The 18,000-nt window shown below is 65.1% G+C and carries 14 protein-coding genes; 5 read left to right on the top strand and 9 right to left on the bottom strand.

What is annotated here, in order from left to right; translation table 11 throughout:
- Positions 1-168 precede the first annotated feature (168 nt).
- The 3 genes from ACQR1W_RS32345 to ACQR1W_RS32335 form a co-directional block, all read right to left on the bottom strand.
- Positions 169-2,538 (bottom strand): TonB-dependent receptor domain-containing protein, encoded by a 2,370-nt coding sequence (locus tag ACQR1W_RS32345; protein WP_434854560.1) that lies wholly within the window; start codon positions 2,536-2,538, stop codon positions 169-171.
- A gap of 152 nt (positions 2,539-2,690) precedes the next feature.
- Positions 2,691-3,092 carry a DUF2946 family protein gene (locus tag ACQR1W_RS32340; protein WP_434854559.1) on the bottom strand — a complete coding sequence of 134 codons (402 nt, stop codon included), beginning with the start codon at positions 3,090-3,092 and terminating at the stop codon, positions 2,691-2,693.
- A gap of 194 nt (positions 3,093-3,286) precedes the next feature.
- Entirely contained in the window at positions 3,287-3,505 is a 219-nt protein-coding gene (locus ACQR1W_RS32335; protein WP_434854558.1) for a hypothetical protein, read from the bottom strand.
- A 745-nt stretch (positions 3,506-4,250) separates the two neighbouring features.
- Between ACQR1W_RS32335 and ACQR1W_RS32330 the strand changes: the two genes are divergently transcribed.
- On the top strand, positions 4,251-5,351 hold the full coding sequence (locus ACQR1W_RS32330) for a ferritin-like domain-containing protein (protein WP_434854557.1): 1,101 nt from the start codon (positions 4,251-4,253) through the stop codon (positions 5,349-5,351).
- A gap of 176 nt (positions 5,352-5,527) precedes the next feature.
- Here ACQR1W_RS32330 and ACQR1W_RS32325 read toward each other — a convergent pair whose 3' ends face one another.
- From ACQR1W_RS32325 to ACQR1W_RS32310, 4 genes are read right to left on the bottom strand one after another with little or no spacing between them, the layout of a single operon-like run.
- Complete coding sequence (locus ACQR1W_RS32325; protein WP_434854556.1) at positions 5,528-7,591, bottom strand: hypothetical protein; 2,064 nt, start codon at positions 7,589-7,591, stop codon at positions 5,528-5,530.
- Positions 7,592-7,600: 9 nt separating this feature from the next.
- The gene (locus tag ACQR1W_RS32320) at positions 7,601-10,417 is read right to left on the bottom strand and encodes a DUF4159 domain-containing protein (RefSeq protein ID WP_434854555.1); all 2,817 of its coding nucleotides are present in this window, start codon (positions 10,415-10,417) and stop codon (positions 7,601-7,603) included.
- On the bottom strand, positions 10,414-11,415 hold the full coding sequence (locus ACQR1W_RS32315) for a DUF58 domain-containing protein (protein WP_434854554.1): 1,002 nt from the start codon (positions 11,413-11,415) through the stop codon (positions 10,414-10,416). Before ACQR1W_RS32315 ends, ACQR1W_RS32320 begins: the two co-directional genes overlap by 4 nt.
- Entirely contained in the window at positions 11,415-12,413 is a 999-nt protein-coding gene (locus ACQR1W_RS32310; protein ID WP_434854553.1) for an AAA family ATPase, read from the bottom strand. Before ACQR1W_RS32310 ends, ACQR1W_RS32315 begins: the two co-directional genes overlap by 1 nt.
- 279 nt (positions 12,414-12,692) lie before the next feature.
- On the opposite strand from ACQR1W_RS32310, the gene ACQR1W_RS32305 reads away from it, so the two are divergent.
- Genes ACQR1W_RS32305 through ACQR1W_RS32290 form a run of 4 tightly spaced genes read left to right on the top strand, consistent with a single transcriptional unit; the run spans position 12,693 to position 15,482 of the window.
- On the top strand, positions 12,693-13,304 hold the full coding sequence (locus tag ACQR1W_RS32305; RefSeq protein WP_008974691.1) for a DUF1285 domain-containing protein: 612 nt from the start codon (positions 12,693-12,695) through the stop codon (positions 13,302-13,304).
- Between the two features lie 8 nt (positions 13,305-13,312).
- On the top strand, positions 13,313-13,972 hold the full coding sequence (locus ACQR1W_RS32300) for a CoA pyrophosphatase (RefSeq protein ID WP_434854623.1): 660 nt from the start codon (positions 13,313-13,315) through the stop codon (positions 13,970-13,972).
- Positions 13,969-14,232, top strand: coding sequence for a DUF6111 family protein (locus tag ACQR1W_RS32295; RefSeq protein ID WP_008974693.1), 264 nt, complete (start codon positions 13,969-13,971; stop codon positions 14,230-14,232). The genes ACQR1W_RS32300 and ACQR1W_RS32295 overlap by 4 nt, the downstream gene beginning before the upstream one ends.
- Entirely contained in the window at positions 14,229-15,482 is a 1,254-nt protein-coding gene (locus ACQR1W_RS32290) for a CCA tRNA nucleotidyltransferase (protein ID WP_434854552.1), read from the top strand. Before ACQR1W_RS32295 ends, ACQR1W_RS32290 begins: the two co-directional genes overlap by 4 nt.
- Before the next feature lie 34 nt (positions 15,483-15,516).
- Here ACQR1W_RS32290 and sbmA read toward each other — a convergent pair whose 3' ends face one another.
- Positions 15,517-16,737: a peptide antibiotic transporter SbmA gene (gene sbmA, locus ACQR1W_RS32285; RefSeq protein WP_434854622.1), complete on the bottom strand. Its 1,221-nt coding sequence runs from the start codon at positions 16,735-16,737 to the stop codon at positions 15,517-15,519.
- Positions 16,738-17,258: 521 nt separating this feature from the next.
- A complete protein-coding gene (locus ACQR1W_RS32280) occupies positions 17,259-17,996 on the bottom strand; it encodes an HAD family hydrolase (protein WP_008974697.1) in 738 nt (245 codons plus the stop codon).
- Positions 17,997-18,000: the final 4 nt, after the last annotated feature.

Genomic DNA, 18,000 nt, shown 5'->3' with positions numbered 1-18,000 from the left:
ATGATCCGGAAAAGTGCGAAGCGGTTTTCCCTCGCGACAAACGCGGAACGCGTTTGCGCGGAGATCATGCTCACACAATAAGCTAAAGCGCGATGACGTTCATCCTGATCTCATCGCGCTTTAGATGATCGCTGCCGGTCCCGAGCGCTCGGCACCGGCAGCTCGTGATCAGAACTTCACATTCGCGAACACCTTGATCCCGATGCCCGGCATCAGCACCTCGTCCTTGGTGTAGGATACGGAGTTGCGGATTTTCTCGTTGAGCAGGTTGTCGCCAACGATGCCGACCAGCATCTCGCGCGCGCCGAATGCGTTCGGATCGAGCTTGGTCTTGTAGCTCAGCTCGGCTTTCAACAGATTGTAGCCCGGCGTCGGCGTCTCCGCGATCGGGGCGATGTCGTTCTGGGCGAAGGCATGCAGCAGGTTGATGCGCGCCAGCCAGTTGTCGTTGCGCCAGAACAGGCCGCCGCCGACCCGGATCGGCGGAATGCGCGGCACGTTGGTGCCGTCGTCGAACGTGGCGCGCACGATGTCGAACTGGTTCTCGATGCCCCAGATGCCGGTGTAGAGCGGTCCGACATCGAGCTGGCTCTGGAATTCGCCACCGCGGAAGGTGGCGTTGCGCTGCGAGTAGATGGCCTGCTTGTTGGTCGCGTCAGCCGCGCCGCAGGACGCGAAATCGTCGTTGCACATCACGCCGGTCAGCCGGCGGTAGATGAAGTTGGTGAACTGGGTGTAGTAGGCCGTCACCTCGAAGCGGAACGGACCAGTCGCCTTGCGCAGACCCACTTCGACCGTCTTCGCAGTCTCGATGGTCAGGTTGGGATTGCCGATGTCGAAGGTCCCGGTGGCGTCGTGCGCGCCGCGCGAGAACAATTCGGCCGGTTTCGGTGCGCGTTCGACATATTGCGCGGTGATGCTGGCGACGAGATCGCCGGGCAGGTTCTGCAGCAGCCCGACAGCCGCACTCTTCGGCGTGAACGCGCGGCCGCGCGCGATATTGGTCTGCGGATTGCCGTCCGGCAGATAGTCGGCCGGGAAGTCGGGCGTCGATCCCTGCAGCTCGACATGTTCGATGCGCCCCGCGATCTGCGCTTTGGTCGTCGGCGAGAAGGCGAACTCGTTGAAGACATAGGCGGCGCCGCGGTTGTTGGTGTTCGGCCCGAACAGGCCGTTGAAGGTCGAGCCGGGATTGTCGGGGCTCGGCGCATCCAGCTCCTGATGACCAGCCTGCACGCCGATCGCCGTCGTCATCGTCGCAAAGCGAAGATTGAACGGCGCCAGCTGCATCTCGACCCGCGCCTCCTGCTCGTGATTGCTGAAGGTCTGCCGCACGCCGTCGCTGTTCGGATCGGCCGGATCGGCAAGCCCGAGCTCGTTGTGCCGGTAGTCGGTCGCGCCGAGCCAGAACCTGATCGCCTCGATCGCTGCGGCATCCGGACGGTATTCGCCCTGCGCCGTGATCTTGGTCTGGTGCGCGTCGATCCGCGTATTGTGATCGGCACCGTCGATGCCGGGGATGTGGTAGAGCGCATCGGTCTGCGTGATCGCGGCGCCGACGAAGCCGCCATCGAAGAAATAGCTGCCGCCCACCGAGACGCCGTCGTTGCGCAGCGACGAATTGGGCTGCCTGCCATTGGTGACCGGCCGGGTCTGATCGAAGCGATAGGGGTAACCGGGAATGGCGTAGTCGTCCGCCTTGCGGCCATAGGCATCGGCGTGAATAGCGTAGTTGCCGCCGCCGGCATCGATCAGCACGCCGCTCTGCACGCCGCGGTCGACCGAGCTGAACGAGGTCCGGGTCTCGGCGGTGATGCAAGGCGCGCCGTCGATCGCGGGCGCTTTCGCCGGCAGGCCATAACTCTGGAACGGCGCTGAAGGGCAGACCGGCAACGCCTGCGGAATTCGGTTGTTGGTGGCGCTGACGACGCCACCGATCGAGGTCGAGCCGTAGCGCAGCGCCGCGGGGCCACGCACGACCTCGACCTGATCGGTTGACAGCGGATCGATCGGAACGAAGTGGTCCTCGCCAAGATCCGAGGCGCCGCCGGCGCCGGTGCCGTTCTCGACAATGCCGACCCGGTTGACGTCGAGGCCGCGAATGATCGGCCGGCTCGATGCGCCCGGCGCAAAGCTCGAGCCGGTGACGCCGGGCTTGGAAAACAAGAGATCGCCGAGCGTCGCGGCGCCGGAGCGCTGGATCTCCTCTTTGGGGACAACGGTGACCGTGGCGAACTGGTTGGTCACGACCGGCAGCACGCCTTGCTGGCCGGCTGTGGGCGCGGCTGGCGGTGTCGTCTGAGCCGCGGTTTGGGTTGGCTGCGGCGGACGGCGGCGGCTGGTGGTGCCGTGCGCAACATGCGTGGGATTGGCATGCGGAACGACCGGCCGATGCGCCCGGATCGGGCTTGGTGCGGTGACCGTGACCTCCGGCAATTCGGCCGGCGCAGCGGGCTTGTCCTGAGCGAGCGCAGGTGCCGCGAGCACGCACGCAATGGCCGCGAAGCTGCAGCCCGAGATCGATTGTTTCGACAACATGATTCCAAGTCCTGACCCTTAAGCCAGGCGGCCAGACACAGTTTGCTTGCAGTCGGGCACGCCTGCCGTCGCGGAGCGACGGAGCAAAATTTCAAGAGGCTGGGATCCGGGTGCCGCGCACCAGGATCGTTGGCGTCTGAAGCTTCGGCAACTCAGGCGAGGGGAGGGGCGCGGGCTTGGAAGGGGAGATCGATAGCTGCAGGCTGGATCGTACTGACAACCGCGACCTCGCGGTGGAAGGGCACGGCCTGCGGCAGGACCAGCACCGGCGCTGGCGACAGCAGCATGGCCTGCGCCATCGCGACGACGGCGCAGATCGCGCAGGCATCAGCAGGCTGCTGATCGCGATCTTGCTTGCTCGGATCTTGGTCGGTGGTGAGCTGCCGGTCGCCGGCCGCAGGAACTGCGGCGTCGCTCAGGGCCGCGACGACAGATGTCGGGGACGTCCGCGCAGCTGGCCAATGATTGTGCCCGAACGAGAGCGTGAATTGCACGGCGAGCGCGAAGAGCGCCAGCAGCGAAGCCGCCCTGATGTTCGTGCGAAACCAGCTCATTTCCAAGAAAAGTCCAACAAACGCCCCCGACCGGCCGGTGTCGTACCGGTAGATGTTATAATGTAACATCGCAAGGGTTGTCACAGACTGTCAATCGCGGGCCGTCTGGGCGCAGCGTATTCCCGGCCCCTGTGATCTTCGGGCCACGCGGGCTCCAGATCCACGTCTCAGCGCGCGTGACCAGATTGGCACGGTCATGCACCGACGGAATCGAATCGGCTGCAGCACGACCATTTGTGGTGGTAGTCCGGGTCTTCGACCATGTTGAAGGCTTTCCGGGTTGGATAGCGCACCAGCACGAGAGCATTCCAAGCCTGCCCATCTTCCACCGAGAGCGCCGGCAGCCCTTCGGAGACATAGACGATCTCTGCTCCATACCGCGCGACTAGCGGTCCGGCCGAAGCCAGATACACGGAATAGCGTTCCCGGCCGTCATCCTCCTGAAGCTGGTGGCCGAGCTTGCCGAGCGCGGGCTGAAAGTCGAATACCGTTCGGTGTGGAGTTCGTTCATGCCGAGAAGCTCCGCTTCAAAAGAAGCTGGGAGGGGAATGTTGGAAGAGCTGGTTCTAGCCGCCAAGGTCAATCACGTTCCGTCATTGATGCTGTCGGAGGCTGCTGGCGGCCCGCTGCGCGAGGCTGTCAGACACAGGTTCGCAAATATCAAGCCTGTGGAGCTCATCGAGTGTCTGCGCTGTGATGGCAAGTGTCGTCACATTTGTCGGCGATGTCTCGGCACGATTAACCGTCAAGCTTCGATCCGAAAACATGCTTTGATGCGATAATGTCCGCGCACGGACGTGCACGCACGACTTGCTTCACGCGCTCTCATGACGCGTATCGTCAAGCGCCATTGGCATGCAGCGCCCGACTTGTCCTGTCGCGCCTGATCGTCGTGCTTGAAGGAATGATGACGCAAATAGGTGTCGCGACAAAAAATTTGTTCGCGGCTGCATCGGATGCTCCGCGGAATAAAGCAGCTCGCGTGGCGTCTTTGCGTTCGTGAGCGTGTTGATTGCGGCTGCCCACACCATCGAAGCGCTGCTTCGGTGGGCCGAATGCTGCAGGCCGAATGCGCGAACTAACTTTTATGTCATTTTCTCTTGCGATTGCGTGTCGGCTGTGCGGCCCAACCCACCATTGTTTGAGGAGGATGAGGTCATGCTACGCTTACCCAAGCTGTTTGGATCGACTTCCAGTCGCCGATCCTTCCTGCACGCCGGACTGGCAGCGCCGGCCGTGATCGGCGCAAGCCTCGCGGTGCATCCGTCAACGCTTGCATTTGCCGACAGTGACGGGCCGACCTACGGAGATATCAGCATTCTCCGTTTCCTTGCCGCGCTCGAAATCCTCGAGACTGATCTGTGGGAACAGTACAACGAGATCGGCGGCATTCAGGACAGCGAAGAGCGGCCGGGGAGCGGAAACAAGCCGTATATCGAACAGCTTTCGAAGATCGACGGCGATATGCAGCAATATATTCACGACAACACCGATGACGAATTCACTCATTTCAACTTCATCAACGAATATCTCGAATCGAAGGGCGCAAACCCCGTCAACCTCGACAGATTCCGCACCCTGCAGGGCAGCACTGCTGACGGTTCGTCGGGCAAGAAGCGTCTGACGAATCTCTTGCAGCTCACGGTGGATGCGTCCTGGTGGGGGCGCTATCGCAGCCGCACCCAGAATCCGGATCTCGGCGACAACAATTTTCCCAATCCGGTGCCGGGTTTGCTCAAGGGCCAGTTCGCCGCGATCCCGCGGACCAACGCCGACACCAAGGACCCGAACCATCTGCTAGCCATCGTTAACACAGCCGCATTTCATTTCGGCACGATCGAGCAGGGCGGCAGCAGCCTCTATCCCTCGCTCGCGCAGCGCGTCACTAATGTGGAAGTGTTGCGCATCCTGCTCAGCATCGGCCCGACCGAGACGATGCATTTCCAGGTGTGGCACGACAAGGCGGGCAACATCGCCAAGGTGACCGACCCGACCAACGGGCTCAGCTTCCCGGATATGGCGACGTTCGACGGCAACGAGGATCTGCAAGCCAACCTGATTATGCCGGAGCCGACCCACTTCCTGAGCCGCCAGCTTCCGGTCTGCTCGATCATTCGCCCGACCGCGACGCAGGGCGCGGCGGCGGGAGCCGTGAGCGCGCTCACCGCCGATGGACTGTTCAGAGGCCAGTCGGCAGCGTTCTTTACGGAGCTCAACCAGCTGGCGGCGCAAGCCGATATGGCGCAACGCCGGATTTAGCCTGACCGGCTACTGGTCGTGTTATCAAATAGTTCTGGCGTGCCGGACGAAGCCAAACGCTTCGCCTGGCACGCCGGCTGGATGCAACCGGGACTACTGCTTCGCCGTCACGATCGAACCGCCGGGGTGAGAATGTCGTGCGGCGATGCGCAAGGGTGATGCGCGCCGGCCGTCGTTCAACGCCCCTCGCGCAGCCAGGTCGCGGCGAATGCACCGAGCAGGAGCAGCAGTCCGATCAGCCCGGCGAACATCGGCAGCACGCCGACGCCTTTCACGACGCTGGCGTCGCGCATGCGCACGCCCATCCAGCCGTCGCCGCTGAACAGCGTCGACGAGTGCACCGGCACGATGCGGGGAATCTCCACGCCCGATCCGTCCGCGATCCGCTTGGCGTCACCGCCGGTGGCCTGCGTCAGCGGCTTCAAGGTTTCCGTGGTCGAGGTGACCTCGGAGAATTCCTTCGGATTGGTCGGGCCGACATTGATCAGCGCCTTCAGCGTGCCGTCGGTTGCCTGCCACAGCCCGAGCTCGTTGGCGGGCATGGTGGCGCGCCATTCGCCGGGCTCACCCTGGCTCAAGGTCAGCTCACGGGTGGCGCCTGACGGCGATGTCACCGTGACCGGCGACACCGTGTCCGCCATGGTCTGCCTGATGACAACGAGATCATGCCCCTGCACCTTGAGCCGCAGCGCCTCTTCGTCGAGGTCGGGCTGCTTCATCAGCCAATGCGACATGCGGCGGAGCAGATCGAGATGCGGTCCGCCGCCCTCATAGCCGCGGGCCCACAGCCAGATATGATCCGACAGCAGCAGTGCGACGCGGCCTTCGCCGAACCGCGACAACAGCAGCAGAGGCTTGCCGTCGGGACCGGTCATGACCGGCGGGTTGACGGCGTTGCGGGTGTCGACCGTGCGGAAGAACCGGCTCCAATGCGGCGGTTCGGCGTCGGCGCCTTCGAGCCCGCGCGTGACCGGATGGCGTTTGCCGATATCGGACAGATGCGCATAGAACGGCTTCTCGGTGACGCCGACCGGCTCGGCCGGCAGCACGGAGTCGAGTGGCGTGCGCCAGATACTGGTGTTCGAGGCGTAGTCGGGACCCGCTGAGACCAGCACCGCGCCGCCATTACGCACATAATGCGCGATGTTCTCGAAATAGCCGATCGGCAGCACGCCCTGGCGGGCATAGCGGTCGAAGATGATCAGCTGGAATTCGTTGATCTTCTGCTGGAACAGCTCGCGCGTCGGGAAGGCGATCAGCGACAATTCGTTGATCGGCGTCCCGTCCTGCTTCTCCGGCGGCCGCAGAATGGTGAAGTGGACCAGATCGACGCTGGCATCCGACTTCAACAGATTGCGCCAGGTGCGTTCGCCCGAATGCGGCTCGCCCGACACCAGCAGCACGCGCAGCTTGTCGCGCACGCCGTCGATCGAGACCACCGCGCGGTTGTTGACCAGCGTCAGCTCGCCATCGAGCGGGGAAGCCTCGATCTCGACGATATTCGGCCCTTCATGCTTGATGTCGACATCGACCTTGCTGGTCTGTCCGCTGGACAGCGTTCGCTCGCTGATCACCTCACCGTCGCGCCGGATCACCACCTTGGCGCGCTCGCCGGCGACACCCTGGTCGTCGAGGCGGAAGTTGATGCTCTGCGGCTGGCCGACGATGCCGAAGCGGGGCGCTGCGGTGATGGCGATGCGGCGGTCGCGCTCCGCCTTCTGTCCCGTGATCAGCGCCTGGACCGGCGCCTGGAAGCCGAGCGCCGATGTATTGGCGGGAATGTCGTGCACGCGGCCGTCGGTGATCAGAAAGGCGCCGGCGACGCGCTCGACCGGCACATCGGAGAGCGCCGAGGTCAGCGCGCCGAACAGATGGGTGCCGTCGGTCTCGCCATCGGCCTGTCCGGCTTCGACCACGCGCACCTCGAGCCCCTTGATCTTCTTCAGCGCGTCGACGAGGGCTTCCTGCGCCTGCGCGGTCTGCTTGGAGCGATCGCCGAAATTCTGGCTCGGGCTCTTGTCGACGACGACGGCGGCGACCGACGTCAACGGTTCGCGGTCCTCGCGGGTGAATTGCGGGTTGGCGAGCGCCAGCGCGATCAGCGCGAGCGCCGCGACGCGCACCCAGGCGCCGCGCGAGCGGCCGAGCAGGAGCAGGGCGGCAATGACGACGATCGCCCCGATCGCAAGCCACAGCACGAGCGACGGGACCAGGGGCGTGAACGCGATGCCGTAGTTCATGTCGAAACCCTACTGTCCGAGCCGCTCGATCAGCGCCGGCGCGTGCACCTGGTCGGCCTTGTAGTTGCCGGTCAGCGTGTACATCACGATGTTGACCCCTGCGCGGAATGCAAATTCGCGCTGCCGCGGCTCGCCCGGCACCAGCGGCAGCATCGCCTGACCGTCGGGGCGGATCGCCCAGGCGCCGGCGAGATCGTTCGAGGTGATGATGATCGGCGAGACGCCATCGCCGCCGCGCGCAGGGCGCGTTGCGCTCTCATCCTCATCCTCCTTCGGCAGCGCCTCGACCCAGGTCTGGCCGGTGGTGAAGCGGCCCGGGAAGTCGCGCAGCAGATAGAACGTCTTGGTCAGGACGTGCTCGCGCGGCACCGGCTCGAGTTCGGGCACGTCGAGTGAGGATAGAATGTCACGCAGCGACTGCATGCCCGGGGTCTGCGAGCCGTTGTCGCCCGGCGCCGCCTCGACGGCATCGCGGGTGTCGAAGATCACGGTGCCGCCCTGCTTCATGTAGGCGTCGATCTTGTTGATCGCGTCCTGCGGCGGCTTCGGTGCGCCCGGTACGATCGGCCAGTAGATCAGCGGGAAGAAAGCGAGCTCGTCATGCGCCGGATCGACGCCGACGGGATCGCCGGCTTCGAGCGCGGTGCGCTGCGCCAGGAACAGCGTCAGCCCGGTCATGCCGGCCTTGACGATCGAATCCACGTCGGCATTGCCGGTCACGACATAAGCGAGCCGGGTCTGCGACGTCGCACGCATCGCGAAATCATCGCTCGCGGCGTCGGCGCGCGCCGGCGACGGGACGCCGATCGCGAACATCGCGCCGGTTGCCAGCAGCGCTACCGCGATCGCGGCCGGTGCGGCGCGCCGGCGGATCAGCGCGGCCAAACCGCCACCGATCAGTGCCACGATGACGGCGTCGATCAGGAACAGAAGCAGCGCGGTCGAGAGCAGCATGCCCCGCAGATCACGCGGCTCGGCATTGGTGTAGCTCGCGCGTCGCGCCGAGAGGCTCGATGTATCAAGCGCCAGGATGCGATCGGCGGGGCTGAGCGTGTTCACGGCAGTGGGTCCCTCGGCAGGGCCGTAGAAGCCGGGTGGATGATCCAACGAGGCGCGGTCCTGGAAATTTGCCGGCAACGGCTTGGCGGTCGACGGCGGCGGCCCGAACGCACCGAAGCCGTCGAGCACATGAAGCGGAGCCAGCGTCGCCTTGGCGGCTTCGCCCGCCGGGCCAGCACCCGGCGTCGCCGTGTAGCCCGACATGTCGACGATCCGTCGCAGCATCTCGACCATGGCGCCCGACATCGGCAGATCCGACCAGCGCATGTCGGCGCTGACATGGAACAGCGCGAGCACGCCCTTGCCGCGGCGCTCGCCGGTGACGAGCGGCGTGCCGTCCTCGAGCGATGCCCAGCTCTTGGTCGCCAGCACCGCATCGGGCTCGGCCAGCACCTGCCGGCTGACGGTGACATCCTTCGGCACAGCAAGGCCGGCAAACGGACCGTCGGCGGCGAAGGCCGCAAGATGCTGTGGCTTCTCCCAGGTCAGGCTGCCGCCGAGCGTGCGACCGCCGCGGCGCAGCTTTACCGGCACCAGATCGTCGTCGCCCTGCGCGAGCCGCGGCCCGGCAAAGCGGACCAGCACGCCGCCACTATCGATCCAGGCGTTGAGGCGGTCGCGCAGCTCCGTCGACAGGGTCCCGACATCGGCCATCACGATCATCGGCACCTTCTGGTCCAGAAACTGGCTGATGACCTGCTGCGGCGCGCCGCGATCGCCGAGCCTGAGGTCGGCAAAGGGCGCCAGCGCCCGGGTCAGATAGAAGGTCGCTGCAAGCAACGGCTGCGCGGTGTCGCTGGTGGCGCCGGAGACGATGCCGACGGCACGGCGGCGCCAGCGCTTGTCGAGCAGCTGCACGGCGCCGGCCGAGCGCTCGCCTGCGATCTCCAGCCGCGTGATGTCGTTGCGCAGCTCGACCGGCAGATCGAAGCTCGCCTCGGCCTCGTGCTCGCCGGCCGCGAAGCCGAAATGAGCGTCGCCGATCGGCGAACCCTTGGCGTCGAGCGCGCGCACGATGCCGCCCGGCACGCTCAGATCGGCGCGCAGCACCTTCACGGTCATCTTCGCGGCGGCATTCTCCGCGCCCGCCAGCGCCAGCGGCGACAAGGTGCCGCCCTGGAAGATGGTCAGCTGACGTTCGCCGATGGTCTTGCCGAGACCGGCGACGAACTCGCTGCCGCGGCCGGGATCGACGCCATCGGACAGCCAGACGATCTCGGCGTCGCCGGTCGCTTTCAAGAAGCGATCGAGCGTCGGCAGCGTGTCGGCGCGCTCGGCGGTGAAAGGTTTGGGCGCGATCTGGCGCAGCGCGACGCGCGCAGCTCCGGCCGGCATCAATGTAATATCGCGTGCCGGCTCCGAGAGCGGCACCAGCGCGACGCCGCGGCGGTCGGCGTCGGCATTCGCAATGACCTCGTCGGCGGCCTTGATGCGCGCATCCCAGCTCGCTGCCGCGCTCCAGCTGTCATCGAGCAGCAGCACCAAGGGCGCCTTGCTGCCCGCGGCCTCCGTGCGCGGATTCCAGATCGGGCCTGCGGCGGCGAAAATGACCAGCGCGGCCGCGATCAGCCGCAGCAGAGTGAGCCACCAGGGCGAGCGCGAGGGCGTCTCTTCCCGCGGCGTGATGTCGAACAACAGCCGCGTCGGCGGAAACTCGATCCGCCGCGGCCGCGGCGGCGTGATCCTGAGCAGCCACCACAGCACCGGCAGGCTGACCAGGCCGATCAACAGCAGCGGTTCGGTGAAGGAGAGCGGCAGGCCCATCATGCGTCAAATCCTGATGTGCCAAGTCCCGATGTGCCAAGTTCTGATGCGCCAAGTCCTGTTGCGCCAAGTCCCACTTTGACGTTGCCGCGGACGCCGCCTTTGCTGGTGGTCATGCCGGCGTGGAGAAACAGCAGGAGTTCGGCCGCCGAGCGGCTGGTCGTGTGGGTCGTGAACAGCCAGTCGAGCTTGCCGGTCTCGGCGCGGATCTGGTCGCGATGCAGCGCGACGCGGGCGACGTAATCTTCCGCCCAGCGCTCGGCGCGTCCCGCAATGATGACCTCGCCGCCTTCAGGCTCGACGAATTCGACGCGACCGGAATAGGGGAAGCTCTCCTCGGCCGGATCGACGACCTGCACCATCGTACCGTGCGCGCCCGACGCGGAGAGGCCTGCCAGCATGGTTCTTATCTCGGCAATCGGTGACCAGAAATCGGACAGCACCACGATCTCGGCGAGCGCCGACGGCACGAAGGAGGGCGGCAGGCTTGGCCGGTCGGTCTCGTCATGCAGCATCGCCTGCGCGATCCGGTCGATCACGCTGCGGCTCGCAGTCGGCGTCAGCAGGCCGGGAATGCCGACGCGCTCGCCGCCGGCGACCAGCAGCTCGGCCAACGCAAAGGTCACGATCAGGGCACGTTCGAGCTTACTGTCGCGCGCGCCCTTCGACGCGAACGTCATCGAGGGCGAGCGGTCAGGCCAGATCCACACCGTGTGCGCAGCCTCCCATTCCTGCTCGCGCACATAGAGATGATCGTCCCGCGCCGAGCGCCGCCAGTCCACCCGCTGCGACGGCTCACCGGAGATGAAGCGGCGATATTGCCAGAAGTTTTCGCCTGGCCCGGAGCGGCGACGCCCATGCAGGCCGTGGATGACGTTGGCCGCGATCTGACGGGCTTCCAGCACCAGGCGCGGCAGAGAGGCGGCAAGCGTTCGACTCTCGCCGTCGGCACGCCGTATCGCGATGATTTCCTTCTCGGCGTGCTCTCGCGTTGCGGCCATCAACCGATCCGGCTCCTGAGCTGCCGGATCACGTCCGGAATGGTGCGTCCTTCGGCGCGCGCCGGGAAGGTCAGCGCCATGCGGTGCTTGAGCACGGGCTCAGCGAGATCGAGCACGTCGTCGATCGAGGGCGCAAGACGGCCGTCGAGCAGCGCGCGGGCGCGCACCGCGAGCATCAGCGACTGGCTCGCGCGCGGGCCCGGGCCCCAGGCGATCAGCTTGCCGGTTTCGCCTGCATCCGGCCCCGGACGGGCCGAGCGCACCAGAGAAAGGATCGCCTCCACCACGGAATCACCGACCGGCAGGCGGCGCACCAGCCGCTGCGCCGCGATCAGCGCGTCCGCGGTCATCGCCGCTTTCGCTGCGGTCTCCTCGGCGCCTGTGGTCTCGAACAGAATGCGCCGTTCGGCCTCGCGATCGGGATAGTCGACGTCGATTTCCATCAGGAAGCGGTCGAGCTGGGCTTCGGGCAGCGGATAGGTGCCTTCCTGCTCGAGCGGGTTTTGCGTCGCCAGCACATGGAACGGCTTCGGCAGATCATGACGCGCGCCCGCAACCGTGATGTGCTGCTCCTGCATCGCCTGCAGCAGCGCCGATTGGGTGCGCGGGCTGGCGCGGTTGATCTCGTCCGCCATCAACAGCTGCGCAAAGACCGGACCCGCGATGAAGCGGAAGGAGCGCTTGCCGGCCGAGCTTTCGTCCAGCACCTCAGCGCCGAGAATGTCCGAAGGCATCAGGTCGGGGGTGAACTGGATACGCTTGGCGTCGAGCCCGAGCGTCACGCCCAGCGTCTCGACCAGCTTGGTCTTGGCGAGGCCGGGGACGCCGATCAGGAGCGCGTGGCCGCCGGAGAGGATCGTCACCAGGGTGTTTTCCACCACCTTGTCCTGGCCGAAGATGACGGCGGAAATGGCTTCCTTCGCTGCACGAATCTGGCCTGAAACCTGTTCGGCCGACCTGACGATCGCGTCTTCGAGCTTCTCGGCACTCTCAGCCATTCCGTCTCTCCTTTGCCCCGCAGCCTTTAAGTCTTTGACCGCCGATCCGCTCCATTTTCTGATGAAGCCGCTGCCAGTTTGCGCGAAGGCCCTGTATTCGTTGAGTTAAACTATCCCCATCTTATCGGCATTCCTGGGGATTGACGGCATCACGATGTGGCGACCTCTACTTCAGCTATGCACGTCCGGAACTTTCGCTAGCCGTTCTGCGATGAGATCTGCACCATTCGTGCCACTGCCGATACCGCAAACACCGATACCGCAAGCTCAGAGGAAACCATGGCGAACCAAGGGCAGACCACAGATCCTGCGACGGCTCCAGGCCTCGACCGCCTGACCGCCGCCGCCAGCACGGCCACCGCATCCGGAAAACTTCCTCCGGTGCATCTGTGGAATCCGCCATTTTGCGGCGATCTCGATATCCGAATCGCCTCTGATGGTAGCTGGAGCTACATGGGCACGCCAATCGGCCGGCCCGCGCTAGTGCGGCTGTTCTCAACAATTCTCAAGCGCGAAGGCAACAATTATTTTCTGGTCACCCCGGTGGAGAAGGTCGGCATTCGCGTCGACGACGCGCCTTTCATGGCCGTAGAAATGCGGGTAGAGCGAGACGAACGGGGCCGGCTGCTGCATTTCCGGACCAATGTCGAGGATTGGGTGGCGTGCGACGTGGCGCATCGCTTGCGCTTCGAACCGGGCGAAGCCGGCGGGCTCACGCCCTATCTGCACGTTCGCGCCGATCTTTGGGCCAAGGTTACCCGGTCGCTCTACTATGAGCTGGTTGACATGGGCGAGGAGCGGATGATCGATGGTCGTGCGGTGTTTGGCGTGGAGTCGGGCGGCGAATTCTTCCCGATGGCGGATGCGGAAGAGGTGAGGGCCGCAGGTTGAACGAGGCCATGGTGAGGGACAAGGCGGCTGTGCTCAGCTCGGCCGCGTTTTTCGAGCGCGGCCGCGACCGGCTGCGGTTCGACGTTCCGGCATCGCTGCTCGATCCGGATCTCATTCCACAGAGCGGCGATGCCGGCACCGACCGCATGCTCGAGATCATCGCGCGGGAGCAGCCGATCCGCCCCGCAGCGGTGCTGATTCCGGTGGTCGATCATCCCGAGCCCACGGTGCTCCTGACCCAGCGCTCGGCGCATCTGTCCAGCCACGCCGGGCAGATCGCCTTTCCCGGCGGCAAGATCGACGTCACCGACGCCTCGCCGCTCGATGCCGCCTTGCGCGAGGCCGAGGAGGAGGTCGGGCTCGCGCGCGGCTTCGTCGATCCGATCGGCTATCTCGACGTCTATGGCACTGCCTTCGGTTTTCGCATTCTGCCGACGCTGGCGCGGGTGCGGCCCGGCTTCACGCTCAAGATCAATCAGGGTGAGGTCGACGACGCCTTCGAGGTGCCGCTGTCCTTCCTAATGAATCCGGCCAATCACCAGCTGCACAGCAAAGAATTCCGCGGCATGGAGCGGATCTATTACGCGATGCCGTTCGCGGAACGCTATATCTGGGGCGCGACCGCTGGTATCCTGCGGCTGTTGTATGAGCGGATCTACCTGTCATGATCCGCCCGGTGCTGACGGAAATCGGGATTTTCCTCATTCCCTTTGCCGTCTATGTGCTGTTTCTGCTGGCGACCCGCTCCGGGCTGTTCGTACCGGCCGCATGGCCCCTGGCCTTGATCGCGAAGCTGACCGTGGCGGCGCTGGTGCTGGTCATTGTGAGCCTGGTCATGCTGGCTGAATTTTCCGGCGCGCCGCCGAACTCCACCTACACGCCGGCGCATATCGAGAACGGCAGGCTCGTGCCCGGAGTCGAGCGATGACGGATGCGCGTGTGCTGGACGCGCCCTGGCTCAGATCCGGCCCCGCCGCGCGCGTGCTGGCGCTCTTGAACTGCGACGGCGAGGAGGCGCGTGTGGTCGGCGGCGCCGTGCGCAACGCATTGCTCGGCATTCCCATCGGTGACATCGATATCGCCACCACCGCGCTGCCGACGGAAGTGGTCCGTCGCGCCAAAGCGGCCTCCATCAAGAGCGTGCCGACCGGCATCGACCACGGCACCGTGACGCTGGTGCTCGAAGGCCATCCGTTCGAGGTCACGACCTTGCGCCTGGACACCGAGACCTTCGGCCGCAAGGCCAAGGTCGAGTTCGGCCGCGACTGGGTCGGCGATGCGCATCGGCGCGACTTCACCATGAACGCGCTCTCGGTGAGCGCTGACGGCATCATCCATGACTATGTCGGCGGCCTTGCCGACATCGCCGCGCGCCGCGTCCGCTTCATCGGCGATCCCGCCCAGCGGATCGCCGAGGATTACTTGCGGATCCTCCGCTTCTTCCGCATCCATGCCGCCTTCGGTCATGGTGAGCCCGACCGCGACGGTTATCTCGCCTGTATCGCCGCACGCGCAGGATTGGCCACGCTGTCGGCCGAGCGGGTGCGCATGGAAATGCTGAAGCTTGTCGTCACCGATGGCGCGGTCGGTGCGATCACCGCAATGACGGATGGCGGCCTGCTGACATCGATTCTGGGCGGCGTGGTCTATCTCGGTCCGTTCGCGGCGATGATCGAGGCCGAGCGGCAGTCGGCGCTTCCGCCTCACCCGATCCGGCGCCTGGCGGCGCTTGCCGTCGCCGTCACCGAGGATGCCCGCCGGCTCGGCACGCGGCTCAAGCTCTCCAATGCCGAAACCAAGGCGCTGGATTCGATGGGGCATCGCTGGTGGCGCTTCGCCTCGGCGGACGAAGCGCGGGCGCGGCGGCTGCTCTATCGGCTCGGCGAAGCGAACTACCGCGATCGCCTGCTGCTCGGCTGGGCGCGGGCGGGCCGCGATCGCAGCGATCCGCGCTGGTGCGATCTGGCGCTGTTGCCGCAGCGCTTCACGCCGCCGAAATTCCCACTCAAGGCGGCCGACTTCATCGCCCGCGGCATCGCCGAGGGCCCGCTGCTCGGTCACGTGCTGACGCTCGCCGAGGACGCCTGGCTGGCCGCGGATTTCCCGCTCGATGAGCCGCGCCTGCACGCGATCGCCGATCAGGCCGCGGCGCGCATCCATCGCGACGGACGCTCGTAGAACTCCGGGCTATCTGCGCGCGCGACGGTCAACTTCAGGCCAGGGACACGGGCTCCGTCTCGGCCTCGATCGATGGCAGCGGCTCGCCGTGGAGCTTGGCCTCGAACGAACGCAATCGCTGATAGATCGAAATCAGCTCGACGATGGTGCTCCATGCATTCACGAGATACTGGAACGAGGTTCTGACCTGGGTGAATGCATTGAGGATCTGGTTCATCGCACCCAGCGTGATCTTGCCGGCAATGATGGTGGGCGCAAGCAGGACGTAGGGAAAGATAACGTCGGTCTGCAAGTAGACGATCCGGCCGACGTTGAAATACATGAAGTTGAGGTAGAGCCGGAAATAGTTCCTGCGGATGTTGGCGAACAGCACGCTCAGGGTCGGCGGATCAGCGCGCGCCGGATCATCCTCGCCGAGCACGAGTTCCTTTCTATAGGCTGCTTCGACCCGCTGGTTGAAGAACTCGATCCCCGGGAGGCGGATGCCGATCAGCGCAAGCACGCCGGTGCCGAGCACCGACCAGATCACGGCGGCAAACACCAGCGGATACGGAATGGAGCCGATCAGCGGCAACTCGGTGACATTGCTGGACAGCTTCACGAGAACCGGCAGGAAAGCCAACAGCGTCAGCACGGCGCTGATGAGGTTGACCCCGAGACCCTCCACGGTGCTTGCGAACCGCATGGTGTCCTCTTGCACGCGCTGCGAGGCGCCTTCGATCGCGCGCAGCCGCGGCCAGTTCGCAACATAGTAGTCGTTCATCGCCGTCCGCCAGCGGAAGATGTAGTGGCTGACGAAGAAACGGGTCAGCACGCCGACCACGACCGCCACGAAAGCAATGCCGGCGAAGGTTGACAGCTGGCTGTAGAAGCGCTCGACGGTGACCGGAGCCGATTTGGACAGCGCAGCCTGCACCAGATCGTAGAACGGTCCGTACCAGCTGTTGATGGCCACGCTGACCTGCACCTGAAAATAGGTGGTGAACAGAATCAGCGAGGAGCCGAGGATGGACCAGTTTGCCCAGGGATGTGGGGCGAGCCGCATCCATGCGGTCGCGAAGATCGCCACGCACAGCACAAAATAGGCATCGAACCAAAGCGCCGGCGGCGCCCAGAACGTTGCTAGTCCGACCGGCTTTTCAGGGGCCTGAAACAGCTCGTTCGCATAGCCGTACCAGATCACCATCGCGAAAACGGTCCAGGCGACCGCAGAAAGAAAGAACAGCCTGGGTCGAGGGAAGAATGAGACGAACATGGTCCTCAGGGCGGTGAGGGCAGCCGACACTCATCGATGCGGCGTTGCTGCCCGAATGACGATAAGCACTCAGTTCCTGGTGCCCCGGCGCTCACTTTCGCATCCCTTTTGGAGCACTCTTTCATCTGGAGCACTCTTGCGAATGTTGGGCCAGGGGAACGCCGGCCAACTCATTTGTTGTGTGTAGCTATGGACTTGACCGTTGCTACGGAAATCCCGGCCGAGGCGCGACCGCAAGTCCGCGATACCACGGATCACTCCTACGGATCACCGCAGGCAAAATGCAAGCCAATTCGAGGCCGCGGTCCGGCCCTGGAGCCGCAGGCGACCAGCATTTTGGGAGATGACGGGGCGCTCGCTTCGGTCTGCACCTTCCTCACCGACACGACAATGATAGCTCGCGGGTGGAACGGCTTTGTCCGCGTCCTTGTCAACGCATCGCCGAGAGGCCGCCATTGGCTACGCGTTCGATGCAATTGCAGTCCTTGCGCCCAACGGTGAGCTCCCGCTTGGCGCCAGCGCTATTTGCTGACGTTCGGCACCAACTCGGTCAGTGAGCGGATGATGCGGTCGGGCCTGACAGTCGAGCCTTCGGGCAGGCCGTCGCCATGGACGTCGATCCAGATCGCGTAGATGCCGAGCTTCTGGGGCGCCACGATTTCCCATTCCAGATTGTCGCCGACCATCCAGGTGTCAGCAGGCCCAACGCCGAGCGCCTGCATCGCGTGCAGATAGGCGCGCTCCTCTGGCTTGCCGAAGCCGTGCTCGCCCTCGATCTGGATGTGATCGAAGCGGTGGGCCAGTGCGAAGCGCTCGATCTTGGCGCGCTGCATGTCGGCGGCGCCGTTGGTCACCAGTGCGAGTTTGACGCCGCGCGCCTTCAATTCGTCGATCGCCTCATGCGCGCCGGGGAACACGAACATCTGCTCTTCGCGATAACTGGTAAAGCGGTCGCCGATGCGCACGGCGAGGTCATCAGGCAGGGCGCGGCCGCCCGCCGCGGCGAGCGCCGCAAAGCCGCCCTTGACCACGAGCTGCCGCGCCTCGATCAGCTTCAGCCGCCATTCGGCGCCAGCCTTGGACCAGAACTCGCGCGCCGCGCCGGTGATCGCAGCAGCCACCATCTGCGCCTCGTAAGGGGCGATCTCATCGGCGAATTCAGTGGAGATGATGGTCCAGGCGAGCTCCGGTCTGGCATAGGCCGACAGGATGGTGTCATCCATGTCGATCAGCATGGCGCGGGGCAGGGCAGGGGTCATCGGA

The sequence above is a fragment of the Bradyrhizobium sp. HKCCYLS1011 genome (assembly GCF_051167795.1).
In the GTDB taxonomy this organism is placed as follows: domain Bacteria; phylum Pseudomonadota; class Alphaproteobacteria; order Rhizobiales; family Xanthobacteraceae; genus Bradyrhizobium.
This window is presented reverse-complemented; position numbering and strand designations above follow the sequence as displayed.

Coding starts and splice junctions, on each gene's coding strand:
- ACQR1W_RS32345 (WP_434854560.1), bottom strand. CDS start 2,538: ATGTTGTCGAAACAATCGATCTCGGGCTGCAGCTTCGCGGCCATTGCG.
- ACQR1W_RS32340 (WP_434854559.1), bottom strand. CDS start 3,092: ATGAGCTGGTTTCGCACGAACATCAGGGCGGCTTCGCTGCTGGCGCTC.
- ACQR1W_RS32330 (WP_434854557.1), top strand. CDS start 4,251: ATGCTACGCTTACCCAAGCTGTTTGGATCGACTTCCAGTCGCCGATCC.
- ACQR1W_RS32325 (WP_434854556.1), bottom strand. CDS start 7,591: ATGAACTACGGCATCGCGTTCACGCCCCTGGTCCCGTCGCTCGTGCTG.
- ACQR1W_RS32320 (WP_434854555.1), bottom strand. CDS start 10,417: ATGATGGGCCTGCCGCTCTCCTTCACCGAACCGCTGCTGTTGATCGGC.
- ACQR1W_RS32315 (WP_434854554.1), bottom strand. CDS start 11,415: ATGGCCGCAACGCGAGAGCACGCCGAGAAGGAAATCATCGCGATACGG.
- ACQR1W_RS32310 (WP_434854553.1), bottom strand. CDS start 12,413: ATGGCTGAGAGTGCCGAGAAGCTCGAAGACGCGATCGTCAGGTCGGCC.
- ACQR1W_RS32305 (WP_008974691.1), top strand. CDS start 12,693: ATGGCGAACCAAGGGCAGACCACAGATCCTGCGACGGCTCCAGGCCTC.
- ACQR1W_RS32300 (WP_434854623.1), top strand. CDS start 13,313: ATGGTGAGGGACAAGGCGGCTGTGCTCAGCTCGGCCGCGTTTTTCGAG.
- ACQR1W_RS32295 (WP_008974693.1), top strand. CDS start 13,969: ATGATCCGCCCGGTGCTGACGGAAATCGGGATTTTCCTCATTCCCTTT.
- ACQR1W_RS32290 (WP_434854552.1), top strand. CDS start 14,229: ATGACGGATGCGCGTGTGCTGGACGCGCCCTGGCTCAGATCCGGCCCC.
- sbmA (WP_434854622.1), bottom strand. CDS start 16,737: ATGTTCGTCTCATTCTTCCCTCGACCCAGGCTGTTCTTTCTTTCTGCG.
- ACQR1W_RS32280 (WP_008974697.1), bottom strand. CDS start 17,996: ATGACCCCTGCCCTGCCCCGCGCCATGCTGATCGACATGGATGACACC.